The sequence below is a fragment of the Phreatobacter sp. GW821-FHT04C01 genome (genome assembly GCF_059420385.1).
In genome coordinates this window covers 1-22740 of sequence record NZ_JBWKTP010000015.1, presented here as the reverse complement: position 1 = coordinate 22740, position 22740 = coordinate 1, and the positions used below count along the sequence as shown (strand labels likewise).

Here is a 22740-nt window from a genome sequence, read left to right as displayed (position 1 = left end):
TCGGATCGGTCTCGGGCGAGGCGGACGGATCACCCACCGTCCGCCTCGTTCCCGTTCGGGCTTCGAGCCCGGACCATCCCGCCCGCGCATTCAGCGTCTGGCGATTGGCGCGAGACCCTCCTACCATGCCCGACATGCGGATTCTGATAGTCGAAGACGACCGTGACGCGGCGTCCTACCTGGTCAAGGCATTCAAGGAGGCCGGTCACGTCGCGGATCATGCCGCCGACGGGGAAACCGGCCTCGCGCTCGCCGAGGGCGGCCCCTATGACGTGCTGGTCGTCGACCGCATGCTGCCGAAGAAGGACGGGCTGACGCTGATCGGCGAGTTGCGCCGCTCGGGGCGCGAAACCCCGGTGCTGATCCTGTCGGCGCTCGGCCAGGTCGACGACCGGGTCAAGGGCCTGCGCGCCGGCGGCGACGATTACCTGCCCAAGCCCTATTCCTTTTCCGAACTGCTCGCCCGGGTCGAGGTGCTGTCGCGCCGCCGCTCGACCGGCACGCCCGAGACCGTCTATCGGGTGGGCGACCTTGAGCTCGACCGCCTGTCGCATCGGGTCACCCGTGCCGGCGAGGAGATCGTCCTGCAGCCGCGCGAGTTCCGCCTGCTCGAATATCTCATGAAGAATGCCGGCCAGGTGGTCACCCGCACCATGCTGCTCGAGCATGTCTGGGACTATCACTTCGATCCGCAGACCAATGTCATCGACGTGCATGTCTCGCGGCTGCGCTCGAAGATCGACAAGGGCTTCAGCAAGCCGCTGATCCAGACCATTCGTGGTGCGGGCTATACGGTGCGCGCGTGACCGGGGCGGTTCCGGGCGAGGCGGGTGCCGGCGTGCACGACGACCATGCCGGCCGGCGCGGCTTCCGCTTGCGGACCTTGCTGCGCACCACGGCCTTCAAGATCATCGCCGCCTATCTGCTGATGTTCGTGCTGTTCGCCGGCTTCCTGATCGGCTGGCTCGGCTTTGCCACGCAGCGCCTGTTCACCGACCAGATCACCGAGACGGTGGAGGCCGAGGTGCGGGGGCTTGCCGAGCAATATGCCATTGGCGGCATTCGCCGGCTGGTCAATGTCATCGACGAGCGCGGCCGCCGGCCCGGCGCCTCGCTCTACATGGTCACCACCTTCGCGGGCGAAGTGGTGGCGGGAAATATCGGCGACCTGCCAGACGGCACGCTGACCCGTCAGGGGTGGATCGAGACCGACTATCGGCGCGCCGAGGAGACGGCGGCCGCGCGGCCGCACCGTGCGCTGGCCCAGGTCTACGGCCTGCCGGGCGGTTTCCGCCTGCTGGTCGGCCGCGACCTCGAGGAGCGTGACCGGGTGCTCGATATCTTCGGCAGCGGCTTCCGGCTGTCGCTGGCGGTCGCCCTGGTTCTCGGCCTGATCGGCGCCTATTTCGTCACCCGCCGCGTGCTGAAGCGCGTCGACGCGATGACCGAGACCTCGCGCCGGATCATGGCCGGCGACCTCACCGGCCGCCTGCCGGTCGCCGGCACGCGCGACGAACTCGACCGGCTGGCCGAGAGCGTCAATGCCATGATCGCCCGCATCGAGGCGCTGATGGCCGGCATGAAGGAGGTCTCGGACAATATCGCCCATGATCTCAAGACGCCGCTGACGCGGCTGAAGAACCGCGCCGAGGAAGCCCTGCGCAATGCCTCGGGCGACGACGAGCACCGCCAGGCGCTCGCCGGGATCATCGACGAATCGGACGGCCTGATCCGCACCTTCAACGCGCTCTTGATGATCGCCCGGGCGGAAGCCGGCAATCAGCAGGACGGCATGGCGCCGATCGATCTCGCCGAGATCGTCGAGGGCGTCGGCGAGCTCTACGAGCCGCTGGCCGAGGAGGCCGGCATGACCCTTGGCGTGGCGGCCGCGGCGGTCGCGGTCAACGGCAGCCGCGAACTGCTCGGCCAGGTGGTCGCCAATCTCGTCGACAATGCCTTGAAATATGGCCGTGTGGAGGGCCAGGCTGGACATATCGCGCTCGCTGTCGGGGCGGAAGGATCTGAGGCGGTGCTGACGGTGGCCGACAGCGGGCCGGGCATTCCGCAGGCCGATCGGGAGCGCGTGCTGGAGCGATTCGTGCGGCTGGAGGCCAGCCGCTCGCGGCCCGGATCCGGGCTCGGCCTGTCGCTCGCCGCGGCGGTCGCAAGGCTGCATGGCGGTAACCTTTCGCTCGTCGACAATGCACCTGGGCTGAAGGTCGTGCTACGTCTGCCTCGAATGCCGGGCGATGCGACCAATGCGAATGGAAATTCCTGACCACGAAGGCCCCCTGCACCAGCGGTTCGTGACCGCGCCGGTGCTGCCTCAGGGCGTCGGCGCAGCCAAGCTGCTGAGCGGCTTTCTCGGCGCTGTCGAAGACCGGGCGCTGGCCGGCGAACTCGACCTGATTCTGAAGGCGCCGAAACCGCGGGCGGTGGTCGCCGGCGTGCTGGCCCATTCGCCGTTCCTGACCGCCATCGCCACCCACGAGCCCGAGATCCTGCTCGACTGTCTACGGACGGCGCCGGCGGCGCAATTCGAGGTGCTGGTCGCGACCGCCGTCGCCGCGTGCCGGCAGGCGGTCAATGACGAGGCCGTGGGGGTGGCGCTGCGCCGGTTTCGCCGCCATGTCGCGCTGCTGGTGGCGCTCGCCGATATCGGTGACGTCTGGCCGCTCGAGCAGGTCACGGCCGCGCTGACCCGCACCGCCGATACCGCGGTTGCCGAGGCGGTCGCCCATCTCATGCGGGAACTGGCCGAGGCCGGTACGCTGAAGCCGGCGGATCCGGACCATCCGGAGCGCGATTCCGGCTACATCGTGCTCGCCATGGGCAAGCACGGCGCCCATGAACTCAATTATTCCAGCGACATCGACCTGATCGTCTTCTTCGATCCGGACAAGGCCCCGTTCAAGGCGGGCAAGGAGCCGCAGCAGGTCTATGTCCGCCTGACCCAGCGCCTGGTGAAGATCCTGCAGGAGCGCACGCCCGAGGGCTATGTGTTCCGCACCGACCTGCGCCTGCGGCCCGACCCGGGGGCGACCGCGGTCGCGATTTCGGTGCCGGCGGCGCTGCATTATTACGAGACGCTCGGCCAGACCTGGGAGCGCTCGGCCTTCATCAAGGCCAGGCCCTGCGCCGGCGACCTGGCGGCGGCCGCCGCCTTCCTGCGCGAGATCGAGCCGTTCATCTGGCGCAAATATCTCGACTACACGGCGGTGGCCGACGTCCACGCCATGAAGCGCCAGATCCATGCCTTCCGCGGCCACGACGCCCTGGCCGTCGAAGGCCACAATATCAAGCTCGGCCGCGGCGGCATCCGCGAGATCGAGTTCTTCGTGCAGACCCAGCAATTGATCGCGGGCGGCCGCAACCGGGCGCTCCGGGTCAAGGACACCATGAGCGGTCTCGAGCAGCTGGTGGCGGCGGGCTGGGTGCAGCAGGAAACGCGCGAGGCGCTGCAGCTTGCCTATCGCTTTCTGCGCAAGGTCGAGCACCGGCTGCAGATGGTCGCCGACGAGCAGACCCACAGCCTGCCGGAGGCGACCGAGGACGTCGAGCGCATCGCCCGCTTTCTCGGCTTCAAGAACCGCGCGGCCTTCGCCGACGCCTTGATCGACGAATTGCGGCCGGTGGAAGCGGCCTACGCGCATCTGTTCGAGACCTTGCCGCCCTTGTCCGAGGTGAAGGGTACGCTCGACCTCACCGCCGATCCGCCCAAGGCCTCGACGCTGTCGGCACTGACCGATCTCGGCTTCCAGGATGCGACTGCTGCCGTCGCCATGGTGCATGGCTGGCAGGAGGGGCGTTCGGGCGGGTTGCGGGCCCGGGAAGCACGCGAACGGGTGGCGGAACTGGCCCCCGCCTTGCTCGACGCCTTGTCGCGCACCGGCGACGCGGATCTGGGCCTGCGTGCTTTCGACCGCCTTCTGACCCGGCATTCCCAGCCGATCGAGCTGCTGGTCCTGCTGCGCGCCCACCCGGATCTGCTCGAACTGATCTCACAGATCCTCGGTTCGGCGCCGCGCCTCGCCGACCTCTTGGGACGGCGCGCCCATGTGCTGGACGCCTTGCTTGAGCCGGCTTTTTTCGGCGAACTGCCGTCCGATGCCGAGCTGGCGCTGAGCCTGCACCACGTCATCAGCCTTGCCCGGCATCCGGAAGAGGTGCTCGATCGCGTCCGCATCTTCGGCCAGGAGCAATTGTTCCTGATCGGCGTGCGGGTGCTCGCCGGCACCGTCTCGGCGGAGGCCGCCGGCCAGGCCTTCGCCCGGCTCGCCGAGCAGCTGATCGTCGCGCTGCACAAGGCGGTCGAGGCACAGATCGTCGAAGCCCATGGGCGGGTCCCCGGCATGCGCACGGCGGTGGTGGCACTCGGCAAGCTCGGCGGCCGCGAGATGACCGCCGGCTCCGATCTCGACCTGATCCTGCTCTACGCCCACGACCCCGACGAAAACGCTTCCGACGGCAAGCGTCCCCTGGTCGGCAGCCATTATTTCGCCCGGCTGACGCAACGCCTGATCAGCGCCCTGTCGGTACCGACGAGCGAGGGCGTGCTCTACGAGGTCGACCTCAGGCTGCGGCCGTCAGGCCGGTCCGGCCCGGTCGCCACCCATCTCGACGGTTTTCGCTCCTACCAGCTCGACGAGGCCTGGACCTGGGAGCATATGGCGCTGACCCGCGCCCGGGTGATCTCGGCGACACCCGGCTTCGGCACCGAGGTGGAGGCGGCGATCCACGCCGTCCTGACCACCAAGCGGGTGGCCAAGGCGACGCTCGGCGATATCGTCGACATGCGCCGGGCGATCGCCGAGGACAAGGGCGACAGCGACCGCTGGGACCTGAAATATGTCCGCGGCGGCCTGATCGACATCGAGTTCGTTGCCCAGGCGCTGCAGCTCGTGCACGCCCACAAACATCCCGAAATTCTCGATACCAATACGCTGCGCGTGCTGGACCGGGCGGCGCAGGCCGGCGTTCTGAAGGTGGAGGACGCCGATGTGCTGCGTTCCGCCTGCAGGCTCTATCAGAGGCTGACCCAGATCCTCAGGCTCTGCCTGGTCGACCGGTTCGAGCCGGCCTCCGGCACGCCGGGCCTGAAGCGGTTGCTGGCACGTGCCGGGGAACTGCCGGATTTCGCCACTCTCAACGCCCATATCGCCGACGTGCAGAAGGCGGTACGCAAGGCCTTTGTCAGTGTGGTCGGACCGATCTGATCGTTCGATGGCGAGGCCGGCCGGTCAGGCGGCTTCCTTGGCATTGGGGCCGGCCACCGGCAGGCGTACCACCACGGTGGTGCCGCGGCCTTCGGTCGAGCGGATCCTGAGCGAGCCGCCATGCATTTCGGCGAGCGACTTGGCGATCGCAAGGCCCAGGCCCGAGCCGTTGTGGTTCTTCGAGAACTGGCTCTGGACCTGTTCGAAGGGCCGGCCGAGATTGCGGATCGCCTGGCGTGGAATGCCGATGCCGGTATCCTCGATGGCCAGCGCCACCACGCCGCGGGCCTTGCGCACGCGAACCGACACCATGCCGCCGGGCGGGGTGAATTTCACCGCATTGGACAAAAGGTTGAGCGCGATCTGCTTGATCGCCCGGCGATCGGCGACGAGTTCCATGCCCTCGGGAATTTCCGCCTCGATGATGATCTGCTTGTCCGAGGCCATCTTGGCCAGCACCCGCATGGTCTCGTCCAGGGTTTCCTCGAGATAGGTCTCGCGCGGATCGAGCTTCAGCCGGCCGGCCTCGATCTTCGACATGTCGAGGATGTCGTCGATGACGGAGAGCAGGAAATGGCCGCTGTCATAGATGTCGCGGGCATATTCGCCGTATTTCGGCACGCCGATCGGGCCGAAATGGCCCTCCTTGAGGATTTCGGAGAAGCCGATGATGGCGTTGAGCGGGGTCCGGAGCTCGTGGCTCATATTGGCCAGGAACTCGGACTTGGCCCGGTTGGCTTCCTCGGCGCGGGTCTTCTGCTCGCCATATTTCTCGGCGAGCTCGGCAAGCTGCTGGGTCTGGATCTCCAGCGTGTATTGGCTGCGCTGCAGGTCGGCGACGCTGGCCCGCAGGCGCTGCTCGCTGGCGGTCAGCTCGGTCTCATGATGCTTGAGGGCCGTGATATCGGTGCCCACCGAGACGAAACCGCCGCAGCGGGTGCGGCGTTCGCTGATCTGCAGCCAGCGGCCGTCGGCCAGTTTCACTTCCAGGTCGCGCGAGCCGTCCTGGGCCTGGGTCGCCAGCACCCGGCCGTCGACGATGTTGGCACCGCCGCCCTTGGCCAGCGCCTCGTGATAACAGGTGCCGGCGCGGGCGCCTTCCTCGGTCAGGCCGTTGAGCTCGCGGAACTTCGAATTGCAGACGACGATGCGCTCGTCGTCGTCGCAGACGACGAAGGCCTCCGAAATGGTCTCGATCGCCTCGCGGATGCGCAGGTCGGTGGCCGCGTTGCGTTCGGCCAGCGCCAGCTGTTCGGTAATGTCGACGATGATGCCGACGAAGCGGGAATGCGCGATGCCGGCAAGGTTCAGCCTGCGGCCGCGCGCCCTCAGCCAGATCCAGCGGCCGTCGGCATGGCGCATGCGGAACTGAAAATCGACGGTTGCGGCGGGATCGAGGTCGACGAGTTCGCTGATATTGGCGAGGTAGCTGTCTTCGGGGTGAAGCAGGGGCTGCAGTTCGGCCACCGTCAGCAGGCCTTCGCGCGGCGTCAATCCCAGGATTTCGAACATTGAGGCCGACCAGAACATCTGCTGGCTGCCGATTTCCCAGTCCCACAGGCCGCAGCCGCCGCTTTCCAGCGCGGCGTCGATGGTGGCGCGGGCGTTCTGGTTGATCATGTCGGCGGTGGCCGCGCGGACGGTCTGGATATGGAAGGCAAGACCCAGGATCAGCAGCAGCAAGCCGGTGGTGGTGAACAGCGTGCCCGTCAGCAGCGAGGCGCGCATCCAGTTGGCGAGCGCATCGTCGGTCGGCTGCATCACATAGAGGCGCTGAAACGGCGCTTGCAACTGGCGCATGGCGAGCAGCGCGGTGTCGCCGTCGGCGAGCGTCACATGCATGGCCAGTTGCTGGCTGTCGGTCTCGGCCGCGGCCAATGCGCTGCTGAGCACGGTGGTGATCGGCCGGCCGACCAGCGTGCTGCGCGCCCGGGCGGGCAGGGCGGCGATGATGGTGCCGGAGAGATCGGTGACGACGAGCGTGCGATTGATGCCGGTGGTCGCGCGGGTGGTCGCGAGGTTCATCGCGGCCTGGGCCGCGACCGTCAGGTCGCCCGCGGCGACGGCGGTCCGATGGCTGAGGTCGTCGTCGAAGGCCGAAGCGATCATCGCCAGGTCTTCGGCAGCCGAACCCAGCGCCTCGATGCGGCTGTTGTAGATCTGCAGCACCGCGCCGGTGCCCATCACCACCAGGAACGCGACGATCAGTCCCGGTACCAGGCGACGGAGCAGCGGCTCATAGGGGGCGAGCCACGATTCCAGCGAGGCGCTGATCGGCTTCGCGAAGCCGCGCGAGCCAATAGCATGAATCCGCGCTTCCGCGCTGGCCGCTGAATTGCGCGCCATCGCCGGTTCCCCCGTCGACAATCAGATGATTTTGCTCAGGAGAAATGTCGCTGACGCCCCCGAATCACGCACATAAGAATCGATTTTGGGGTCAACTGTCTAGAGTCGTGGATTCACCGAAATGGAAATATTTGGTTAACGCGATAGGAATGAAAGCCAAATCGGACGCGGATTTTGCAGGACCGCGTCACGCCTCAGCCGAGTGAGCGCTCGACGATATCGCGGACATCGGGCGACAGGTTGGACGTGTTGGCGACGCGGGTCAGGGCGACCTGGGCGAGCCCACGCCGGCCCGGCTCCATCGCCCGCCAGGAGCGGAACGCCGACAGCAGCCGCGCCGCGACCTGGCTGTTCCGGGCGTCGACATCCAGCACCACGTCGACCAGGAAGCGGTAGCCCTGTCCGTCCGGGCGGTTGAACTGGGTCTGGTTGGTCATGGCGAAGCTGCCGACCAGCGCCCTCAGCCGGTTTGGATTGCCGAAATTGATGGTCGACCCGGCCATCAGCGCCTTGACCCGGTCGAGGGTGCCCGGCTCGGCGATACCCGCCTGAAGGGCCAGCCATTTGTCGATGATCAGGGAGTCGGCCCGGTAGCTGTCATGGAAGGCGGCCAGCGCCGCCTCACGTCTCGCGCCGGCGTGCTGGGCGAGGATGGCCAGCGCGGCGAAACGGTCGGTCATGTTGTCGGCGCCGGCGAAGCGCTGCGCGACTTCGGCCAACCGGTCTTCGGCGCCGTTGGCGGCCCAGAGGTCGAGCGACACATTGGCGATCGCCCGGCGGCCCGCGGATGCGGCATCCGGCGAGAACGGGCCCGCGGCGCGGAAGGCGGTCAACGCGGCCGCGAGATCGTCACCCAGCGTGTCGCCGATCGCTCGGCGCAAGGCCAGGCGTGCGGCCTGGATGGCGTCGGGATCGACCTCGCCGCCGATTTCGCGGGCGATATCGGCTTCCGACGGCAGGCTCAGCGCCTGGGCGGCAAAGGCAGGATCGCGGCCGGCGTCCTTAAGCACGGCGCCGAGCGTCTCGATCAGCGTGGCCGAGCCAAGCGCCGCACCGCCCTTGACGATGGCCGCGGTCGAGGCGGTGAGAAACCGGGTCGCCAGCGTCTGGATCGATTGCCAGCGATTATACGGATCGCTGTCGTGGCGGGCGAGGAATTGCAGGTCGGTCTCGGTCAGGTCGGTGTTGAGTTTGATCGGCGCCGAGAAGCCGCGATTGATCGAGACGATCGGCCGGGTCGGATGACCTGTGAACACGAAGCGATGCCGGCTGGCGGTCAGCGCCACGACGGCGGGCACGCTTTCACCCTCTTCGGTCAGAAGCGGCCGTTCGGCGCCATCCGGGCCGATCAGCGCGAGCGCCAGCGGGATGACCATGGGTTGCTTGCTCGGCTGGCCCGGGGTCGGATGCAAGGTCTGGCGGATATCGAGGGTGAAGGTGCCGGCCTTCGGGTCGTGCTGGCCCTCGACACTCACCTCGGGCGTGCCGGACTGGCGATACCACAGGAAGAACTGGCTGAGATCGCGACCGCTCGTCTCGGCGAAGCAGGCGATGAAATCCTCGATCGTCGCGGCGTCGCCGTCATGCCGGGCGAGATAGAGATCCATGCCCTTCCGGAATTCGGCCGCGCCCAGCAGCACCTTCAGGACGCGGATCACCTCGGCGCCCTTCTCATAGACGGTCGCGGTATAGAAGTTGTTGATCTCGTTATAAAGTTCCGGGCGGACAGGATGGGCGAGGGGGCCCGCGTCCTCGGCGAATTGCTGCGCCTTGAGGAGCCGGACATCGGCGATCCGCTTGACCGCGCGCGAGCGCATGTCGGACGAGAATTCCTGGTCGCGAAAGACGGTGAGGCCTTCCTTCAGGCAGAGCTGGAACCAGTCCCGGCAAGTGATGCGGTTCCCGGTCCAGTTGTGGAAATATTCATGCGCGATCACCGCCTCGATATGGGCGTAGTCCTGGTCGGTCGCGGTCTCCGGCAGGGCCATGACATATTTGTCGTTGAAGATATTGAGGCCCTTGTTCTCCATCGCCCCCATGTTGAAGTCGCTGACCGCCACGATCATGAAGATGTCGAGGTCGTATTCGCAGCCGAACACCTCCTCATCCCAGCGCATCGAGCGCTTCAGCGCGTCCATGGCATAGGCCGAGCGGCTCTCCTTGCCGTGCTCGGAATAGACTTTCAGCGTGACGTCGCGGCCCGAGCGCGTGACGAAATGATCGGAAATCGAGGCGAGGTCGCCGCCGACCAGGGCGAACAGGTAGCTGGGCTTCGGATGCGGGTCATGCCAGACGGCATAGTGCCGGCCATTGCCGAGATCGCCGGCCGCGACGAGATTGCCGTTGCCGAGCAGCACCGGCGCCGCCGCCTTGTCGGCCTCGATTCGTGTCGTATAGACGGCCAGGACGTCGGGGCGGTCCGGAAAATAGGTGATCCGCCGGAAGCCTTCGGCCTCGCACTGGGTGCACCAGGTTCCCGACGAGCGGTAGAGGCCCATCAGCTGGGTATTGGCTTCGGGGTCGACGGTCGTTTCGATGGTCAGCGTGAACGGACCGCTCGGCGGCCGGTGGATCACCAGCCGGTCCGGGGTGGCTTCATAGGCGGAACTGTCGAGCCTGGCGCCGTCGAGCGCCAGCGAAACGAGGCTCAGCTCATCGCCGTCGAAGCTGAGCGGCGCGTCCGGGCGCCCCTCGGGATGGCGTTCGACGGCCAATCGTGCCACGACACGTGTGGCGCTCGGATGCAGCGCCACGTCCAGTTCGACCGTCGTCACGCGGTGATCCGGCACGCGATAGTCGGACAGCTTGACCGGTCTCGCTTGATCACTGCGCATAGTGGGCACTCCAGAGGCTATCGACGCCGGACGATCGACATTGTCGATGACCTTGAACCTATGTCCCGGGTCGCGCGGAGGGAAGGGCCCAGGCGCGCGGCGGCTCGGTATGGCCGACGACGCGCAGGACCTTCGGGTGCGCGCGGCGGAACCGGCGCTCGATCTGATCGACCGCTTCGTGGACCCTGGAGACCGGCAGGGCGGGGTCGGCGCGACAATGATAGATCACCACGAGACCGGCTTCGGTGGAGCGCGCCCGAACGCTGTGGACATCCTCGACAAGCCCGGTTTCGGCGGCCAGCGTCGACAGGGTTCGGGCGATGTCGGTGACCAGTTCGGGATCACACTCGCCGCCGGCCAGGAGCTCGGCCTGCAGCGGCTCGATATGGGTCTCGACCTCGACATCCTCGCCCAGTTCGCCGCGGATCGCCCGTTCGAGCCGGCTCGCGACCTCATGGGCGGCGCCCAGCGTCATGACGCCGTCAACCTCCAGGTCCAACCCGATGCACAGGCGCTCGCCGAGATGCTGGACGGTGACATGGTGGACGGCGAGGTTCTCGGTGCGGGCGATCAGATGCACCTGTTCCAGCACGGTTTCGTCGTCGAGCGCGACCGGATCGGCCGTGACCGTCGGCCGCGTGCCGGGATGGGCGGCGATCGCCGCGGTCGCGATATCCGCCTTGAGTGCCGCGACCCGCTCGAGCGGCAAGGTGCGGCTGACCTTGACCATGATCTCGGCCAGCACTTCGGGGCCGACCTGACGCAGCCTGATCTGGTTGATCGCGACCACGCCGGGGACCGCGTCGACGGCGGCGGCGATCGCTTCGGTCGCGCCTTTGGGGGCCGCATCCATCAGGGCGTCGATGGTCCTGCGCCCAAGCCGCCAGCTCATCGCGCAAATGAAGATCGCCACCAGGATGGCGGCGATCGCATCGGCCTTGGGATAGCCGAGCCAGACGAACAGCAGGCCGGCGAGCACAACCGCCGAACTGCCCATGTCGGCGGTGAAGTGCAGGGCGCCGGATTCGAGCGCATGGCTATGGGTCTCCTGGGCGATCCGGCCCATGATCCGCGAGCGCCAGAAATCGACCGCGATGACCGAGACCATCAGCAGCGCCATCACCGGCGTGACCGCGACGGGCGAGCCGCCGTCGATCAGGCGGCGCAAGGCTTCGGTCACCACGATGCCGGAGACCAGGAACAGAAATGCCGTCTCCGCCAGGGCGGCGATCGATTCCACCTTGCCGTGGCCGTATTGGTGCTCTTCGTCGGCGGGCTTGTCGGCGAGCCTCACGGCGTAGAAAGTGAGGAGGGTCGCGGCGGTGTCGACGAGACCGTGGGCCGCTTCGGCGAGAATGGCGATCGAGCCGCTCGCCAGGCCGACCGCGAGTTTCGCCAGGGTCAGCGCGATGGTGATCGCAATGGACGCGAGGGCTGCTTTTTGTTTGATCGATGTCATCGCACAGGGGCCCGTCGAAGCATGCCCATGAGCCCTAGGCCGCGCCGTACGGTGGGTCAATCCGGCATGGCCTTTGCCAGGGTGCAATCGTGAAGGCGTGGATCGGCGGTCGTTTCGACCGTCTTGCCGCGGCCGTTGCCGGCCTGTTTGCCACCGTCCTCGTGCTGGTCGGCCTGGCTTGCGGCGCCGTGGCGCAGGAGGCTGAGATTCGCGCGCTGCAGGAGGACCTGAAGACGCTCGGCCTGTTCCAGGGGCCGGTCGACGGCGAAAGCTCGGAGGCACTGTCGGCGGCGATCGCGGTTTATGTCCGCCAGGCCGGCTTTCGCGACCCGCCCGACCGCGCTTTCCGCCATTTCGGTGCACTGGTGCGCGATGTCGATCTGGAAAAGCGCATTCGTGCCGGCAAGGCGCGGGCCGCGCATCAGCAGACGGTGGCGACGCGTTTCGGACCGATGGAGATCACCACCTTCCGACAGGCGGGAGCGCCGGTTGGATTTTCCGATGGACGGCGCGTCAGCATTGCCGGCCAGCGGGTCGATGCGGCCTTGGCGACCTTTGTCGAGTGCTGCGATGCCAAGGTGTTTCAGGTCGGTGACGCCGATGTCGTCGTGTTGCGCGGCACCGCCGACACCGCCGGCTGCGACTATGCCCGCGTCTATGTCGCGCTGACGCGCGAGCGGTTCTCCGTCACCGACCGGGAGGACAGTTGCGCCGCCGAGCCCAATTTCGCCGTCGACAATGGCCGGCTGATCGTCACCGCGCTGGCCCGCACAAGCCTGCTCGACGCGCGCTGGTCGCTCACTCCCGGGGAGCCGATCCAGTTCGAGCGGCTGGTCCTCGCCGGCTCCATGGAGACGCTGACCTGGTGGGTCGGGCGCCAGCCATGGGAGCGCATCGACCGCGGCTTCCGCTTCTTCAACTTCACCCCGCTGGCGGATGCGCTGGCGGCGCTGCTCGAGCCCGAGGCGCTCGGCTGGACCTTCAAGATGACGCTGACCACGCCGGTCGAGCGGCGCGGCGAGGTGATCTTCGTCTCCGGCAGCTACAAGCCGGACGAGACGCTGGTCTCGGTGACGGTCGATCTCGCCAACCGGGCCGTTCACGCCTGCAGTTTCAACCGCGGCACGACGCGGTTCGCCTCCACCTTGCTGCGCGGCGTCTTCTCCGATCCCGCCGCCTCCTGCCCGGCCGATATCGAGCGGGCGCTCGACACCTGGACGGCGCTGGGCGTGCTGACCGGCGGTGCGCGCATGCGGGTCTTCGGCTTCGAGGGCTCGTTCGGCGACGAGGCGGCCTGCAAGGCCGGCGGCGACCGGGTCACCCGCATCACCGCGCGTTCGCTCCGGCTCGCCGGCGAACAGGAGCAGGCGATCACCGAGGTCGGCGTCGCCGACGGCGACTACGTCGTCGGCACCGTCGGCCGGAGCGTGCCGATCAAGCGGCTCGACGACGACCGTATCGACCTCGACGGCGAAGTCCTGCGCCGCTGCCCCGAATGAGCCTGTCCATCATGACCAGTCCCGATCTCGAAACCGAATATAACAACCGCGCCCGCGTGCCCGACCATCCGGTCGTCATGCAGGGCTGGGCGCGCGATGCGGCGGCCTATCGCCAGGCCTCGCCCGCGGCCGCCCTCGACCAGCCTTACGGAGCGGGCGAGCGGCACCGCTACGACCTGTTTCCGGCCGCTTCGCCCCGCGCCGATGCGCCGATCCTTCTGTTCATTCACGGCGGCTACTGGCAGGCGCTCGACAAGAGCTGGTTCAGCCATATGGCGCGTGGCGCCAATGCGCACGGGCTCGACGTGGCGGTGATGAGCTACGACCTCTGCCCGGCCGTGACGATCGCCGAGATCGTCGCCCAGGCGATCGCCTGCGCCCGCGCGCTGCACGCCCGTTCCGGCCGGCGGATCCTGCCTTTCGGCCATTCGGCCGGTGGCCATCTCACTGCCTGCCTCGCCTCAACCGACTGGGCCGCGCTGGGGGAGCCCGCCGACCTGATCGCCGGAGCCCTGCCGATTTCCGGCCTGTTCCATCTGGCGCCGCTGGTGCCGACCAGTCTCAACAAGGCGCTGGGCCTCGACGCCGGCGAGGCTGCCCGTCTCTCGCCGCTGGCCTGGACGCCGCCGCGCGGCCTGCGCGTGACGGCGGTGGTCGGCGGCAATGAAGCCCCGGAATATCTGCGCCAGAGCCGCAGCCTGGTCGAATGCTGGGGCGTGCTTGGCGCGAGAGCCGCGATGATCGAGGTTGCCGGCGCCAACCATTTCACCGTGGTGCTGCCCTTCGCCGATCCGGACTCCGAGCTCACCGGAGAGCTCGTTTCGCTCGCAACCTGAGCCCATTCGCCAAAAAAGCCGGATTGCCCGGCTAACGGTCCCGGCCGCGACAGCGCTGCCCGGGTTCGGCCCGGCGTTCTCTTTTCAGCCAAGCCGCGCGGCCGCCGCGCGCAAGAAGTCCAGCAGGAGTCCCTATGTCGAGTGCCGATTTCGTCATCCGCAATGCCTTGATCATCGACGGCACCGGTGCGCCCGGCCGCGTCGGCGACGTGGCCGTCGAGGGTGACCGGATCGTCGCCGTCGGCGAGATGTTGCCGCATGGCGGCCCCGATATCGACGTGAAGGGGCTGGCGCTGGCACCCGGCTTCATCGACGCCCATACCCATGACGACCGCGCCGTCATCGCCGACCCGGCCATGACCTGCAAGGTCAGCCAGGGCGTGACCACAGTCGTCGTCGGCAATTGCGGCATCTCGCTCAGCCCGGTGGTGGCGCCGGCCCGGCCGCCGGCGCCGATCGACCTGATCGGTTCGGAGCCGGAGCATTTCTTTCCGACCTTTTCAGGCTATTTCGACCACCTGCGCGCCCACGCGCCGGCGCTCAACGTGGTCGCCCAGGCCGGCCATTCCTCATTGCGCTTCATGGCCATGGACGACCTGAAACGGCCGGCGACGGAGGCCGAGATCGGCCGGATGCAGGGCATGCTGCGCCAGGCGCTCGGCGAAGGCGCGGCGGGTTTCTCGACCGGGCTCGAATATCCGACCGCCGAGGCGGCGCCCACCGAAGAGATCGAGCGGATCGCCGAAGTCGTCCATGAGTTCGGCGGCTTTCATTCCACCCATATGCGCGATGAGGGCAAGGATGTGATGGCGAGCCTCGCCGAGAGCGCACGCATCGGCAAGCATGCCCAGGTGCCGGTGGTGATCTCGCACCACAAGCTGTCCGGCATCGATCATCACGGCAAGTCGGTCGAGACGCTTGCCGCGATCGAGGGCTATCGGGCTTCCCAGGTCGTCAGCCTCGACGTCTATCCCTATGTCGCCTCGTCGACCATGCTGGCGGCGGAGCGCGTCAAGCGCTCGACCCGCACCATGATCGCCTGGTCGGTGCCTTTCCCCGACATGTCCGGCCGAGACCTCGCCGATGTCATGCGTGAGATGAACCTGACGCTGGACGAGGCGGTCGAACGGCTGTCGCCGGCCGGCGCGATCTATTTCCAGATGGACGAGGCCGATGTCGGCCGCATCCTGGCCTATCCGCACAGCATGATCGGCTCGGATGGCCTGCCCTATGACAGCCACCCGCATCCGCGCCTGTGGGGCACGTTCCCGCGCGTACTCGGTCACTATGTCCGCGAGACCGGCCTTTTGACGCTCGAGGACGCCGTGCGCAAGATGACCGGCCACACCGCCGCGACCTTCGGCCTCAGGGATCGCGGTGTCATCGGTGAGGGCGCCTTCGCCGATCTCGTGCTGTTCGACCCGGCCACCGTGATCGACACCGCGAGCTTCGAGAAGCCGGCTCAGCCGGCCGTCGGCATTTCAGGCGTCTGGGTCAACGGTGTCCTGACCTGGAACAATGGGACCCACTCGGGTGCGCGCGCCGGCCGGGGGCTCGCCCGTGACGGATTGCAGCGGCTGGCCTGGGCGGCCTGACCGCCGTCGTGGCGAAGCGCATCATTCGATCCGGACGCCGCTGTCCTTGACGACGTCGGCCCAGCGCGTGATCTCGGCGCGCATATAGGTTCCATAGGCATCAGGCGTCGAACCGAGCAGCTCGGCGCCCTGAATGTCGAGCTTGGCCTTCACCTCCGGATCGGCCAGCGCCTTGAGGGTCGCCTGGTTCAGCCGGGCGATGACCTCGGGCGGCGTGCGGGCCGGCACCAGGATGCCCTGCCAGGCGCCGATCTCGAAATTGGCGAGGCCAGCTTCGGCGAAGGTCGGCGTCTCCGGCAGCACGGGGCTGCGCTTGGCCCCCATGATGGCGAGCGCCCGCACGTGGCCGCTCTGCGCCAGCGGGTGAGCCGAGTTGACCGTGTCGGCGACGAATTGGACATGGTTGCCGGCAAGCGCATTGAGCGCCGGCGCGCTGCCGCGGAACGGGATGTGAACGGCGTCGAGCCCCTGCGACTTGAGGAACAGCGCGCTGCCGAGATGGGTGACGTTGCCGGCGCCGCCCGAGCCGTAGGAGAGCTTGCCGGGATTGGCCTTCACATAGGCGATGAACTCGGCGATCGAGCGGACCGGCAGCGACGGATGCACCGCGATCAGCAGGGGCACGGTCGCGGTCAGCGCGACGGGTGCGAAATCGCGCGTCACGTCGTAGTTGAGCTTGGCATAAAGCGAGGCGCTGAGCGCGATCGACGAGGTATTGTAGAGCACGGTGTAGCCGTCGGGCTCGGCCTTCGCGACGCCTTCGGCCGCGATATTGCCGTTGGCGCCGGGACGATTGTCGATCACCACGGGTTGCCCCAGCGCCACCGCCATCTTTTCCGCCAGCACCCGCGCCACCAGGTCGGTTGGCCCGCCCGGCGGGAATGGCACGAGCAGGCGCACCGCCCGCGACGGGTAGGTGGTCTCGGCACGTGCGGCGGCTCCGGTCATGAAAGCGAGCGATGTCAGCAAGGTCGCGCGGCGGGTCAGCATCAGGCGGTCCTCCGGAGGTTTCTTGTTGTCTCGATCGGCCGGCTCAGGCGGCCGGCCTGCCGGCCAGAAGCCGCTTGGCGGTATAGGTCAGCACCGCTTCGCTGCGCTGGTTGAACACCTTGATCAGCGAGGTGACGACGGCGCGCCCGCTCTTCGAGGTCGGCCGAATGCCGGTCACCTCGATGGTCGCCCAGACGCTGTCGCCGACCTTGACCGGCGCATGAATGGTCTGGGCGAGTTCCAGCATGGCGAGGCCGGTGCCCTGGATCATCGTTTGCAGGATGAAGCCTTCGATGATCGCGTAGGTGAGCGCCGCCGGCACCGGCCGGCCGCGGATTGCGCCGTGCTCGTAATCGGCATCGATGAAGATCGCCTCCAGCATGCCGGTGACGCCGATGAAATTGACCAGATCGGTTTCGGTGATGGTGCGGCGGAAGGTCTTGAACGTCTGCCCTTCGGCGAGGTCCTGCCAGTAGAACCCGTGGCCGAGGGTGGGAAGTGCGGAAGTGTCGGACAAGGATGACATGAGCGGACCTTCGAGGCTGTCGGGATGGGGCAGGGGCGTCGACGCAGCGCCGAGCGCATCGGGCCGATCCTGTCGGGGATCCGCAGGCCGAAAGGCTCTGGCTATTTTCATCTAGTGAAATTATAGTTCATTCTCAGAAAATCACGTGCTGGTCGGCCGAGTCAATCGGCCGATCGGCGGGTCCATCGCACGGGCATCGTCCGGAGACCGCATGGCATCCTATCGGCCTGTCATTGCCGCCTTGCGCGTCCTCGACGTCCTTGGGGCCGTGAACCGCTTGGAGCGGCCGACCTCCGGGCAGGTGGCGCGTGCGCTGGGCATCAATGCCGCGACCGCGATCCGCATGCTCGAGACCCTGGCGGCCGGCGGTTTCGTTCGCAGGGACGCCGAGACCGGCACTTTCACGCCGACCAGCCGTACGCTCGACCTGAGCCGCGGCTACCAGGCGCACCTGGAGGTGGGCGCCGTCGCCAAGCCGTTTCTGGAGGCGCTCCAGCGCGAGGTGGCCTGGCCTTCCGATCTCGCGATCTTCGATGGTGACGCGATGATCGTCGCCGAGACCAGCCGCGGCCGCGGGCGCCTGTTCTTCGATCGCAAGCCCGGCTTCCGGGCACCGGTGTTCGGTACCTCGCTCGGTCTCGCCTACCTGGCCTTTTGCAGCGAAGGAGACCGCCGCCGCGCGATCGAGGCGGCGATCGGTCAGTCAGGCCCATGGAACGACCTGGCGCGCGACGGCAAGGCCTTGGACAAGCTCCTCGGCGAGATCCGCGCGAGGGGCTATTCGCTGATGACCGAAGCCTATTCGCGCGAGGCCTATGGTTCCGCCGCCTGGGCTTTCAGCGTACCGGTGATGGTGGCTGGCCAAGCGCTGGCTTCGCTGAACCTGACCTTGTTGCGCGAGCCGATGGACCGTGAGGAAGCGATCGGGCGCTTCCTGAAGCCGGTGCAATCGGCTGCCGGAAGGATCGCCGCCGCCCTTGGTGCTCCAGGCGCCTCGCCCCGTTCGTGAGCGCCTGGCCGCGCGTTCACGATATTGCTTCGAAGCGCTCTTTCCATCAGGAATGCCGTCCCGACACGGTCGGGTTCGGATGATCTCGCCCCCGCGTGCCGGGGCCGGATCGCGAGGGCGGGCAGTGGAGGGGTTGGTGATCGGACGGATCGTGCTGCCGATGCTGGTCGTTTGCGGCGGGTTGTCGGCTTATTTCGCGCCGGTTGCCGGTGCGCCATTGGTCGATGCCGGTCGGCGGCCCGCAGTGACGGCCGGAGCCGACATGGCGGCGGCCGCGCTTCCCGTCGAGGTTGTCCACCCCGCGGAAGCTCGGGCGGTCGACAGCGCCAAGGCCTTTCTGGACGCCCGGTTCGACGCGGCGATGCGCGCGGAGGCCGCTCTGGAATCCTATTTCCGGGCCCTGCAGGATCGCAGCCGGCCGCTCGACAAGGAATGGATCGCGGCCATCGCGGTCTCGGGCCGGATGGAGCGCGCGACGCCCATGGCGCAAGCCCTGCGGCGCTTCATCGAAGGTAGCGCGGGAACGACTTTGAGCACGGCCGACCGGGAGGGCCTCGGGCGCTACGAGGCCGAGCTCACCGAGCGGCTGGAGCGTCGCCGCAAACAGGCCGAGCACTGGGACAACATGTTCACATTGCCCGCCGGCGCGACCCCAAGTGATGTGCGGAACTGGGTGATCAATTTCGCGCCGGTGATCGATCGGCTGCGGCAACTCGACGACGAGACGTTCGAGCGCGTGCTGATCGGCATGGCCGAAGCGATCGAGGATCCGATCGACGTCGCCAGATGGAAGCGGCTGCTGGCGACCCCCTTCGAGCAGCGCGCGCGGGTTCGGTTTCACGAACCGAGAAGCGCGATGCGCCGGCTCGGCGCGGCGGGAGACGCTATCGACGCCGTGCTCAAGGGCCACCCAGATCTCGCCGGGTTGCGGCCCGACGAGTGGGTGACGCTGCGCGAATTGCTGAGCGATGCGCTGGTTAATCCGCCCGGCCGCCCCGTCAGCACGGTCATCTGGGTGGCGCGGCTCGATGATGCGTTGAGCTCCGAACGGGTCCGCTTCCTGCCGGACAAGGTCCTCGCGCTCGCCAGCGCCATGTGGTCGTCCGAGCCTGAATAGGGCTGCGGCCGGGCAGGTCAGGCCGTCGCCGCTTGAGGCATGACCCTGAGGCTGGCGAGCGGCGAAGCGAGCGAAACCAGGGCCGAGGCGGCGAAGGCGGCTGCCACCAGCATGATCGCGGCGTCCAGGCCATAGACCTGGCCGACGAAGCCGCCGGCAAGCGCCCCGAGTGGCCTGACCCCATAGATCGCCACCTGAATCGTCGCGGTGACCCGCCCCATCAGGCCGGGCGGCGTCACGAGCTGGCGCACGGAGGTCTGCATGACGAGCCACAGCATCGGCCCGAAGCCGATCAGCCCGAAGGCGATCGCCGCCGCCGCGATGCCGCCGAAACGGGGCGCCGCGACCATCAGCATGGCGCCCAGCATCGAGGATAAAGGTCCGAACATCAGCACGACGCGCGGTTCGACCCGGGCGAAGATCGCGGGCGCGCTGGCCGCGCCCAGGATCATCCCGAGCCCGCTGGCGCCGATGGCGAGGCCGGCGGTCGCCACATCCGCGCCGAGCCGGGTGATGGCGAAGGGCACGAAGGCAGCGGTCAGCGCGATAAAGGCGAAGTTCCAGAAGATCGCGCAGAGCCCGATGGCGCGCAGCAGAGGCTCCTTGATGACGAAGCGGCCGCCTTCGGCGATCGCCGTCAGGATCGGCGGCTTGGCCGGGGCCGGGCCGGTCGCGGCCGGCGGCGCGATGGTGAGGCCCGCGGCGAGCGCCGCGCAGGCGAGCGCCGCGGCCAGCGGATAGCCCGCCATGGGCGAAATCCGCTCGGCCAGGAAGCCGACGATGAAGGGCGCGGTGGCGACGGCGGAAGCGCGCGCCAGTTCGATGCGGGCATTGGCGGTCGGCAGGTCGGTGCCGGCGACCAGCGACGGCACCAGGCCGATCTGCACCAGCACGAAGGTCACCGTGCCGCCCGCTGCCAGGAAGGCGCCGAGGGCCAGGAGCGGCACGCTGCCGGCAAAGGCGGCAAGCGTCGCGGCGGTGGCGGCGACAAGGCTGAGGGTCAATGCGGCGATCAGCACGGTGCGCTTCGGCAGGCGATCGACGATGACGCCGGCCGGCAGCGAGACCAGCAGCCAGGCGGCGGTCTGTGCGGCGACCAGGGCGCCGATCAGGCCGGGACCGGCCTTGAGGACGAGCAGCGCGGTGACCGGCAGGGCCGCGAGCGCGATCTGATCGGCGGCCTGGACGAAACCTGACGTGGCGAAGAGGCGGGCGAAGGGTGTGGCCATGGAAAATCTCCTGGCCCATCCGTCCCACGCCGCCGCCGGGGCAAAAATCCGTTTCTTGCGTTCAAACGATCAGGTCGAAACGGTCGACATCGACCATGCCGCGATCCGAGATCTTCAGGTGTGGGATGACCGGTAGCGGCAGGAAGGCGACCTGCAGGAACGGCTCCTGCAGCACGACGCCGAGCGCCTTGGCCGCGGCGCGCAGGTCCTGCAGCGGCTGGATCAGCTCCTCGAAGGGGCGGTCGCTCATCAGCCCGGCGATCGGCAGCGGCAGTTCGGCGCGCACCGTGCCGCCCTCGACCACGACGAAGCCGCCGCGGATCGCCACCAGCCGGTTGACCGCGATCGCCATGTCGGTCTCGTCGACGCCTACGACGCAGATATTGTGGCTGTCATGGCCGATGGAGGAGGCGATCGCTCCGCGCTTCATGCCGAAGCCGTGGACGAAGCCGCGGCCGATATTATCGTTGATGCCGTGGCGGGCGACCACCGCCACCTTGACCGCGTCCTGGTCGAGATCGACGCCCATGGCGCCGTCCTTGACCGGCAATGTCATGCGCAGATGCTCGGTGATGATCTTGCCCGGGATGACGCCGATCACCGGAGCGGTCGCGCCGGTCACCGGGATCCGGAAGTCGTCGGCGCGGACCACCGCGGCCTTCATGCTGTCGAGCCCGACCGGGGCAACCGGCTGGCGGCCGCGATAGGCGGCGTCATTGACCAGGACGCCGCCGGCGAACACGTCCGAGACCACGCAGGTCTCGAGATCGTCGAGCAATACGATATCGGCGCGCTTGCCTGGTGCGATCATGCCGCGGTCGCGCAGGCCGAAGGCGGTGGCGGCGGTCAGCGAGGCCGAGCGATAGGCAGCGAGCGGCGGCACGCCGAGCGCGATCGCGGTGCGGATGATGAAGTCGAGATGGCCCTCTTCGGCGATGTCGAGCGGGTTGCGGTCGTCGGTGCAGAAGGCGAGGAACGGCGAGGTCTGAACCGTCAGCAGGGGGGCCAGCGCATGCAGGTCCTTCGACACCGAACCCTCGCGGATCAGCACGGTCATGCCCTTGCGGATCTTTTCCAGCGCCTCGTCCGCCGTGGTCGCCTCGTGCTCGGTGCGGATGCCGGCCGCCGCATAGCCGTTCAGGTCGAGGCCGCGCAGCAGCGGCGCATGGCCGTCGATCTGCCGGTCGGAAAAGGCTTCGAGCTTGGCGAGGCAGCCGGCTTCTTGATGAAGCACGCCGGGGAAGTTCATGAATTCGGCGAGCCCGATGACCTTAGGGTGATCGCGATAGGCGACGAGGTCGGCCGCCTCCAGCCGTGCGCCCGAGGTTTCCAGATGGGTTGCCGGAACGCAGGACGAAAGCTGGACGCGCAGGTCCATGACCGTGCGGCCGGCGCCCTCCAGCATGTAGTCGAAGGCCGTGCGGCCCAGCACATTGGCGATCTCGTGCGGGTCACAGATCGCCGTCGTGACGCCATGCCGGGTGACGCAGCGGTCGAATTCCATCGGCGTGACGAGCGAGGATTCGACATGCAGATGAGTGTCGATGAAACCCGGCACGGCGATCCGTCCGCGGCCCTCGACGATGCGGGCGCCCTGGTAGGCGCCATAGGTGCCGACGATGGTGTCGCCACAGATGGCGATATCGGTCCTGACCAGCTCGCCGGTGACCAGGTCGAACAGCCTGATATCGCGAATGACCAGATCGGCTGTCGCCGTTCCGCGACCCTGGGCGATGCGGCGGGCAAGGGTCGGGGCGTCGATCCTGGTCATGGTCCCTCCGGTCCGGCGTTCGAGCATCCTGTCTGCGCGTAGCCTGCAGGACGCGACCGGACCCAGAGATAGAACGCGGCTCCCGTCGACGGAAGCCGTGATCCTCTCAGGCGACCCGGGCGAACTCGAAATTCCGGCCGGGCGCGGCTTCGAACAGCGACTTGGTATAGGGATGGGCCGGGGCGGCGAAGATGTCGGTGGTCTTGCCGTGCTCGACCACCACGCCGTTCTTCATCACCGCGATGCGGTCGCAGATCTGGGCGGCGACGCGCAGGTCGTGGGTGATGAACAGCACGGCGAGGTCGAATTTCTT

The 22740-nt window shown here is 67.9% G+C and carries 16 protein-coding genes; 8 read left to right on the top strand and 8 right to left on the bottom strand.

The window, feature by feature from the left end:
- The first annotated feature begins 134 nt into the window (after positions 1–134).
- From AC07WJ_RS34515 to AC07WJ_RS34505, 3 genes are read left to right on the top strand one after another with little or no spacing between them, the layout of a single operon-like run.
- Positions 135–806, top strand: coding sequence for a response regulator transcription factor (locus AC07WJ_RS34515; RefSeq protein WP_494939266.1), 672 nt, complete (start codon positions 135–137; stop codon positions 804–806).
- A complete protein-coding gene (locus AC07WJ_RS34510) occupies positions 803–2278 on the top strand; it encodes a sensor histidine kinase (protein ID WP_494939265.1) in 1476 nt (491 codons plus the stop codon). The genes AC07WJ_RS34515 and AC07WJ_RS34510 overlap by 4 nt, the downstream gene beginning before the upstream one ends.
- On the top strand, positions 2265–5216 hold the full coding sequence (locus AC07WJ_RS34505; RefSeq protein WP_494939264.1) for a bifunctional [glutamine synthetase] adenylyltransferase/[glutamine synthetase]-adenylyl-L-tyrosine phosphorylase: 2952 nt from the start codon (positions 2265–2267) through the stop codon (positions 5214–5216). Before AC07WJ_RS34510 ends, AC07WJ_RS34505 begins: the two co-directional genes overlap by 14 nt.
- A 24-nt stretch (positions 5217–5240) precedes the next feature.
- Here AC07WJ_RS34505 and AC07WJ_RS34500 read toward each other — a convergent pair whose 3' ends face one another.
- From AC07WJ_RS34500 to AC07WJ_RS34490, 3 genes are all read right to left on the bottom strand, one after another.
- Positions 5241–7562 carry a PAS domain-containing sensor histidine kinase gene (locus AC07WJ_RS34500; RefSeq protein ID WP_494939263.1) on the bottom strand — a complete coding sequence of 774 codons (2322 nt, stop codon included), beginning with the start codon at positions 7560–7562 and terminating at the stop codon, positions 5241–5243.
- 194 nt (positions 7563–7756) lie between these two features.
- Positions 7757–10396, bottom strand: a complete 2640-nt coding sequence (gene pepN, locus AC07WJ_RS34495; protein WP_494939262.1) for an aminopeptidase N — start codon at positions 10394–10396, stop codon at positions 7757–7759.
- Positions 10397–10454: 58 nt separating this feature from the next.
- Positions 10455–11855, bottom strand: a complete 1401-nt coding sequence (locus AC07WJ_RS34490; protein ID WP_494939261.1) for a cation diffusion facilitator family transporter — start codon at positions 11853–11855, stop codon at positions 10455–10457.
- Positions 11856–11944: 89 nt separating this feature from the next.
- Here AC07WJ_RS34490 and AC07WJ_RS34485 point away from each other — a divergent pair, with 89 nt between their 5' ends.
- The 3 genes from AC07WJ_RS34485 to AC07WJ_RS34475 all read left to right on the top strand — a co-directional run bounded on the left by AC07WJ_RS34485 (position 11945) and on the right by AC07WJ_RS34475 (position 15785).
- Positions 11945–13354, top strand: a complete 1410-nt coding sequence (locus AC07WJ_RS34485) for a peptidoglycan-binding domain-containing protein (RefSeq protein WP_494939260.1) — start codon at positions 11945–11947, stop codon at positions 13352–13354.
- Positions 13355–13365: 11 nt separating this feature from the next.
- Positions 13366–14190 (top strand): alpha/beta hydrolase, encoded by an 825-nt coding sequence (locus AC07WJ_RS34480; RefSeq protein ID WP_494939259.1) that lies wholly within the window; start codon positions 13366–13368, stop codon positions 14188–14190.
- A 134-nt stretch (positions 14191–14324) separates the two neighbouring features.
- Positions 14325–15785, top strand: a complete 1461-nt coding sequence (locus tag AC07WJ_RS34475; protein ID WP_494939258.1) for an N-acyl-D-amino-acid deacylase family protein — start codon at positions 14325–14327, stop codon at positions 15783–15785.
- A 21-nt stretch (positions 15786–15806) separates the two neighbouring features.
- Here AC07WJ_RS34475 and AC07WJ_RS34470 read toward each other — a convergent pair whose 3' ends face one another.
- On the bottom strand, positions 15807–16775 hold the full coding sequence (locus AC07WJ_RS34470; protein WP_494939257.1) for a Bug family tripartite tricarboxylate transporter substrate binding protein: 969 nt from the start codon (positions 16773–16775) through the stop codon (positions 15807–15809).
- 43 nt (positions 16776–16818) lie between these two features.
- Positions 16819–17301: a MaoC family dehydratase gene (locus tag AC07WJ_RS34465; RefSeq protein ID WP_494939256.1), complete on the bottom strand. Its 483-nt coding sequence runs from the start codon at positions 17299–17301 to the stop codon at positions 16819–16821.
- 211 nt (positions 17302–17512) lie between these two features.
- Here AC07WJ_RS34465 and AC07WJ_RS34460 point away from each other — a divergent pair, with 211 nt between their 5' ends.
- Positions 17513–18310 carry an IclR family transcriptional regulator domain-containing protein gene (locus AC07WJ_RS34460; RefSeq protein ID WP_494939255.1) on the top strand — a complete coding sequence of 266 codons (798 nt, stop codon included), beginning with the start codon at positions 17513–17515 and terminating at the stop codon, positions 18308–18310.
- A gap of 136 nt (positions 18311–18446) precedes the next feature.
- Positions 18447–19427, top strand: a complete 981-nt coding sequence (locus AC07WJ_RS34455) for a hypothetical protein (protein ID WP_494939254.1) — start codon at positions 18447–18449, stop codon at positions 19425–19427.
- Between the two features lie 17 nt (positions 19428–19444).
- Here the strand turns inward: AC07WJ_RS34455 and AC07WJ_RS34450 are convergent, their stop codons facing one another.
- From AC07WJ_RS34450 to AC07WJ_RS34440, 3 genes are all read right to left on the bottom strand, one after another.
- Entirely contained in the window at positions 19445–20656 is a 1212-nt protein-coding gene (locus AC07WJ_RS34450; protein ID WP_494939253.1) for an MFS transporter, read from the bottom strand.
- Positions 20657–20717: 61 nt separating this feature from the next.
- Positions 20718–22427 (bottom strand): adenine deaminase, encoded by a 1710-nt coding sequence (gene ade, locus AC07WJ_RS34445; RefSeq protein ID WP_494939252.1) that lies wholly within the window; start codon positions 22425–22427, stop codon positions 20718–20720.
- A gap of 106 nt (positions 22428–22533) precedes the next feature.
- On the bottom strand, positions 22534–22740 hold a 207-nt coding region (locus AC07WJ_RS34440; protein WP_494939251.1), incomplete at its 5' end, for an ABC transporter ATP-binding protein.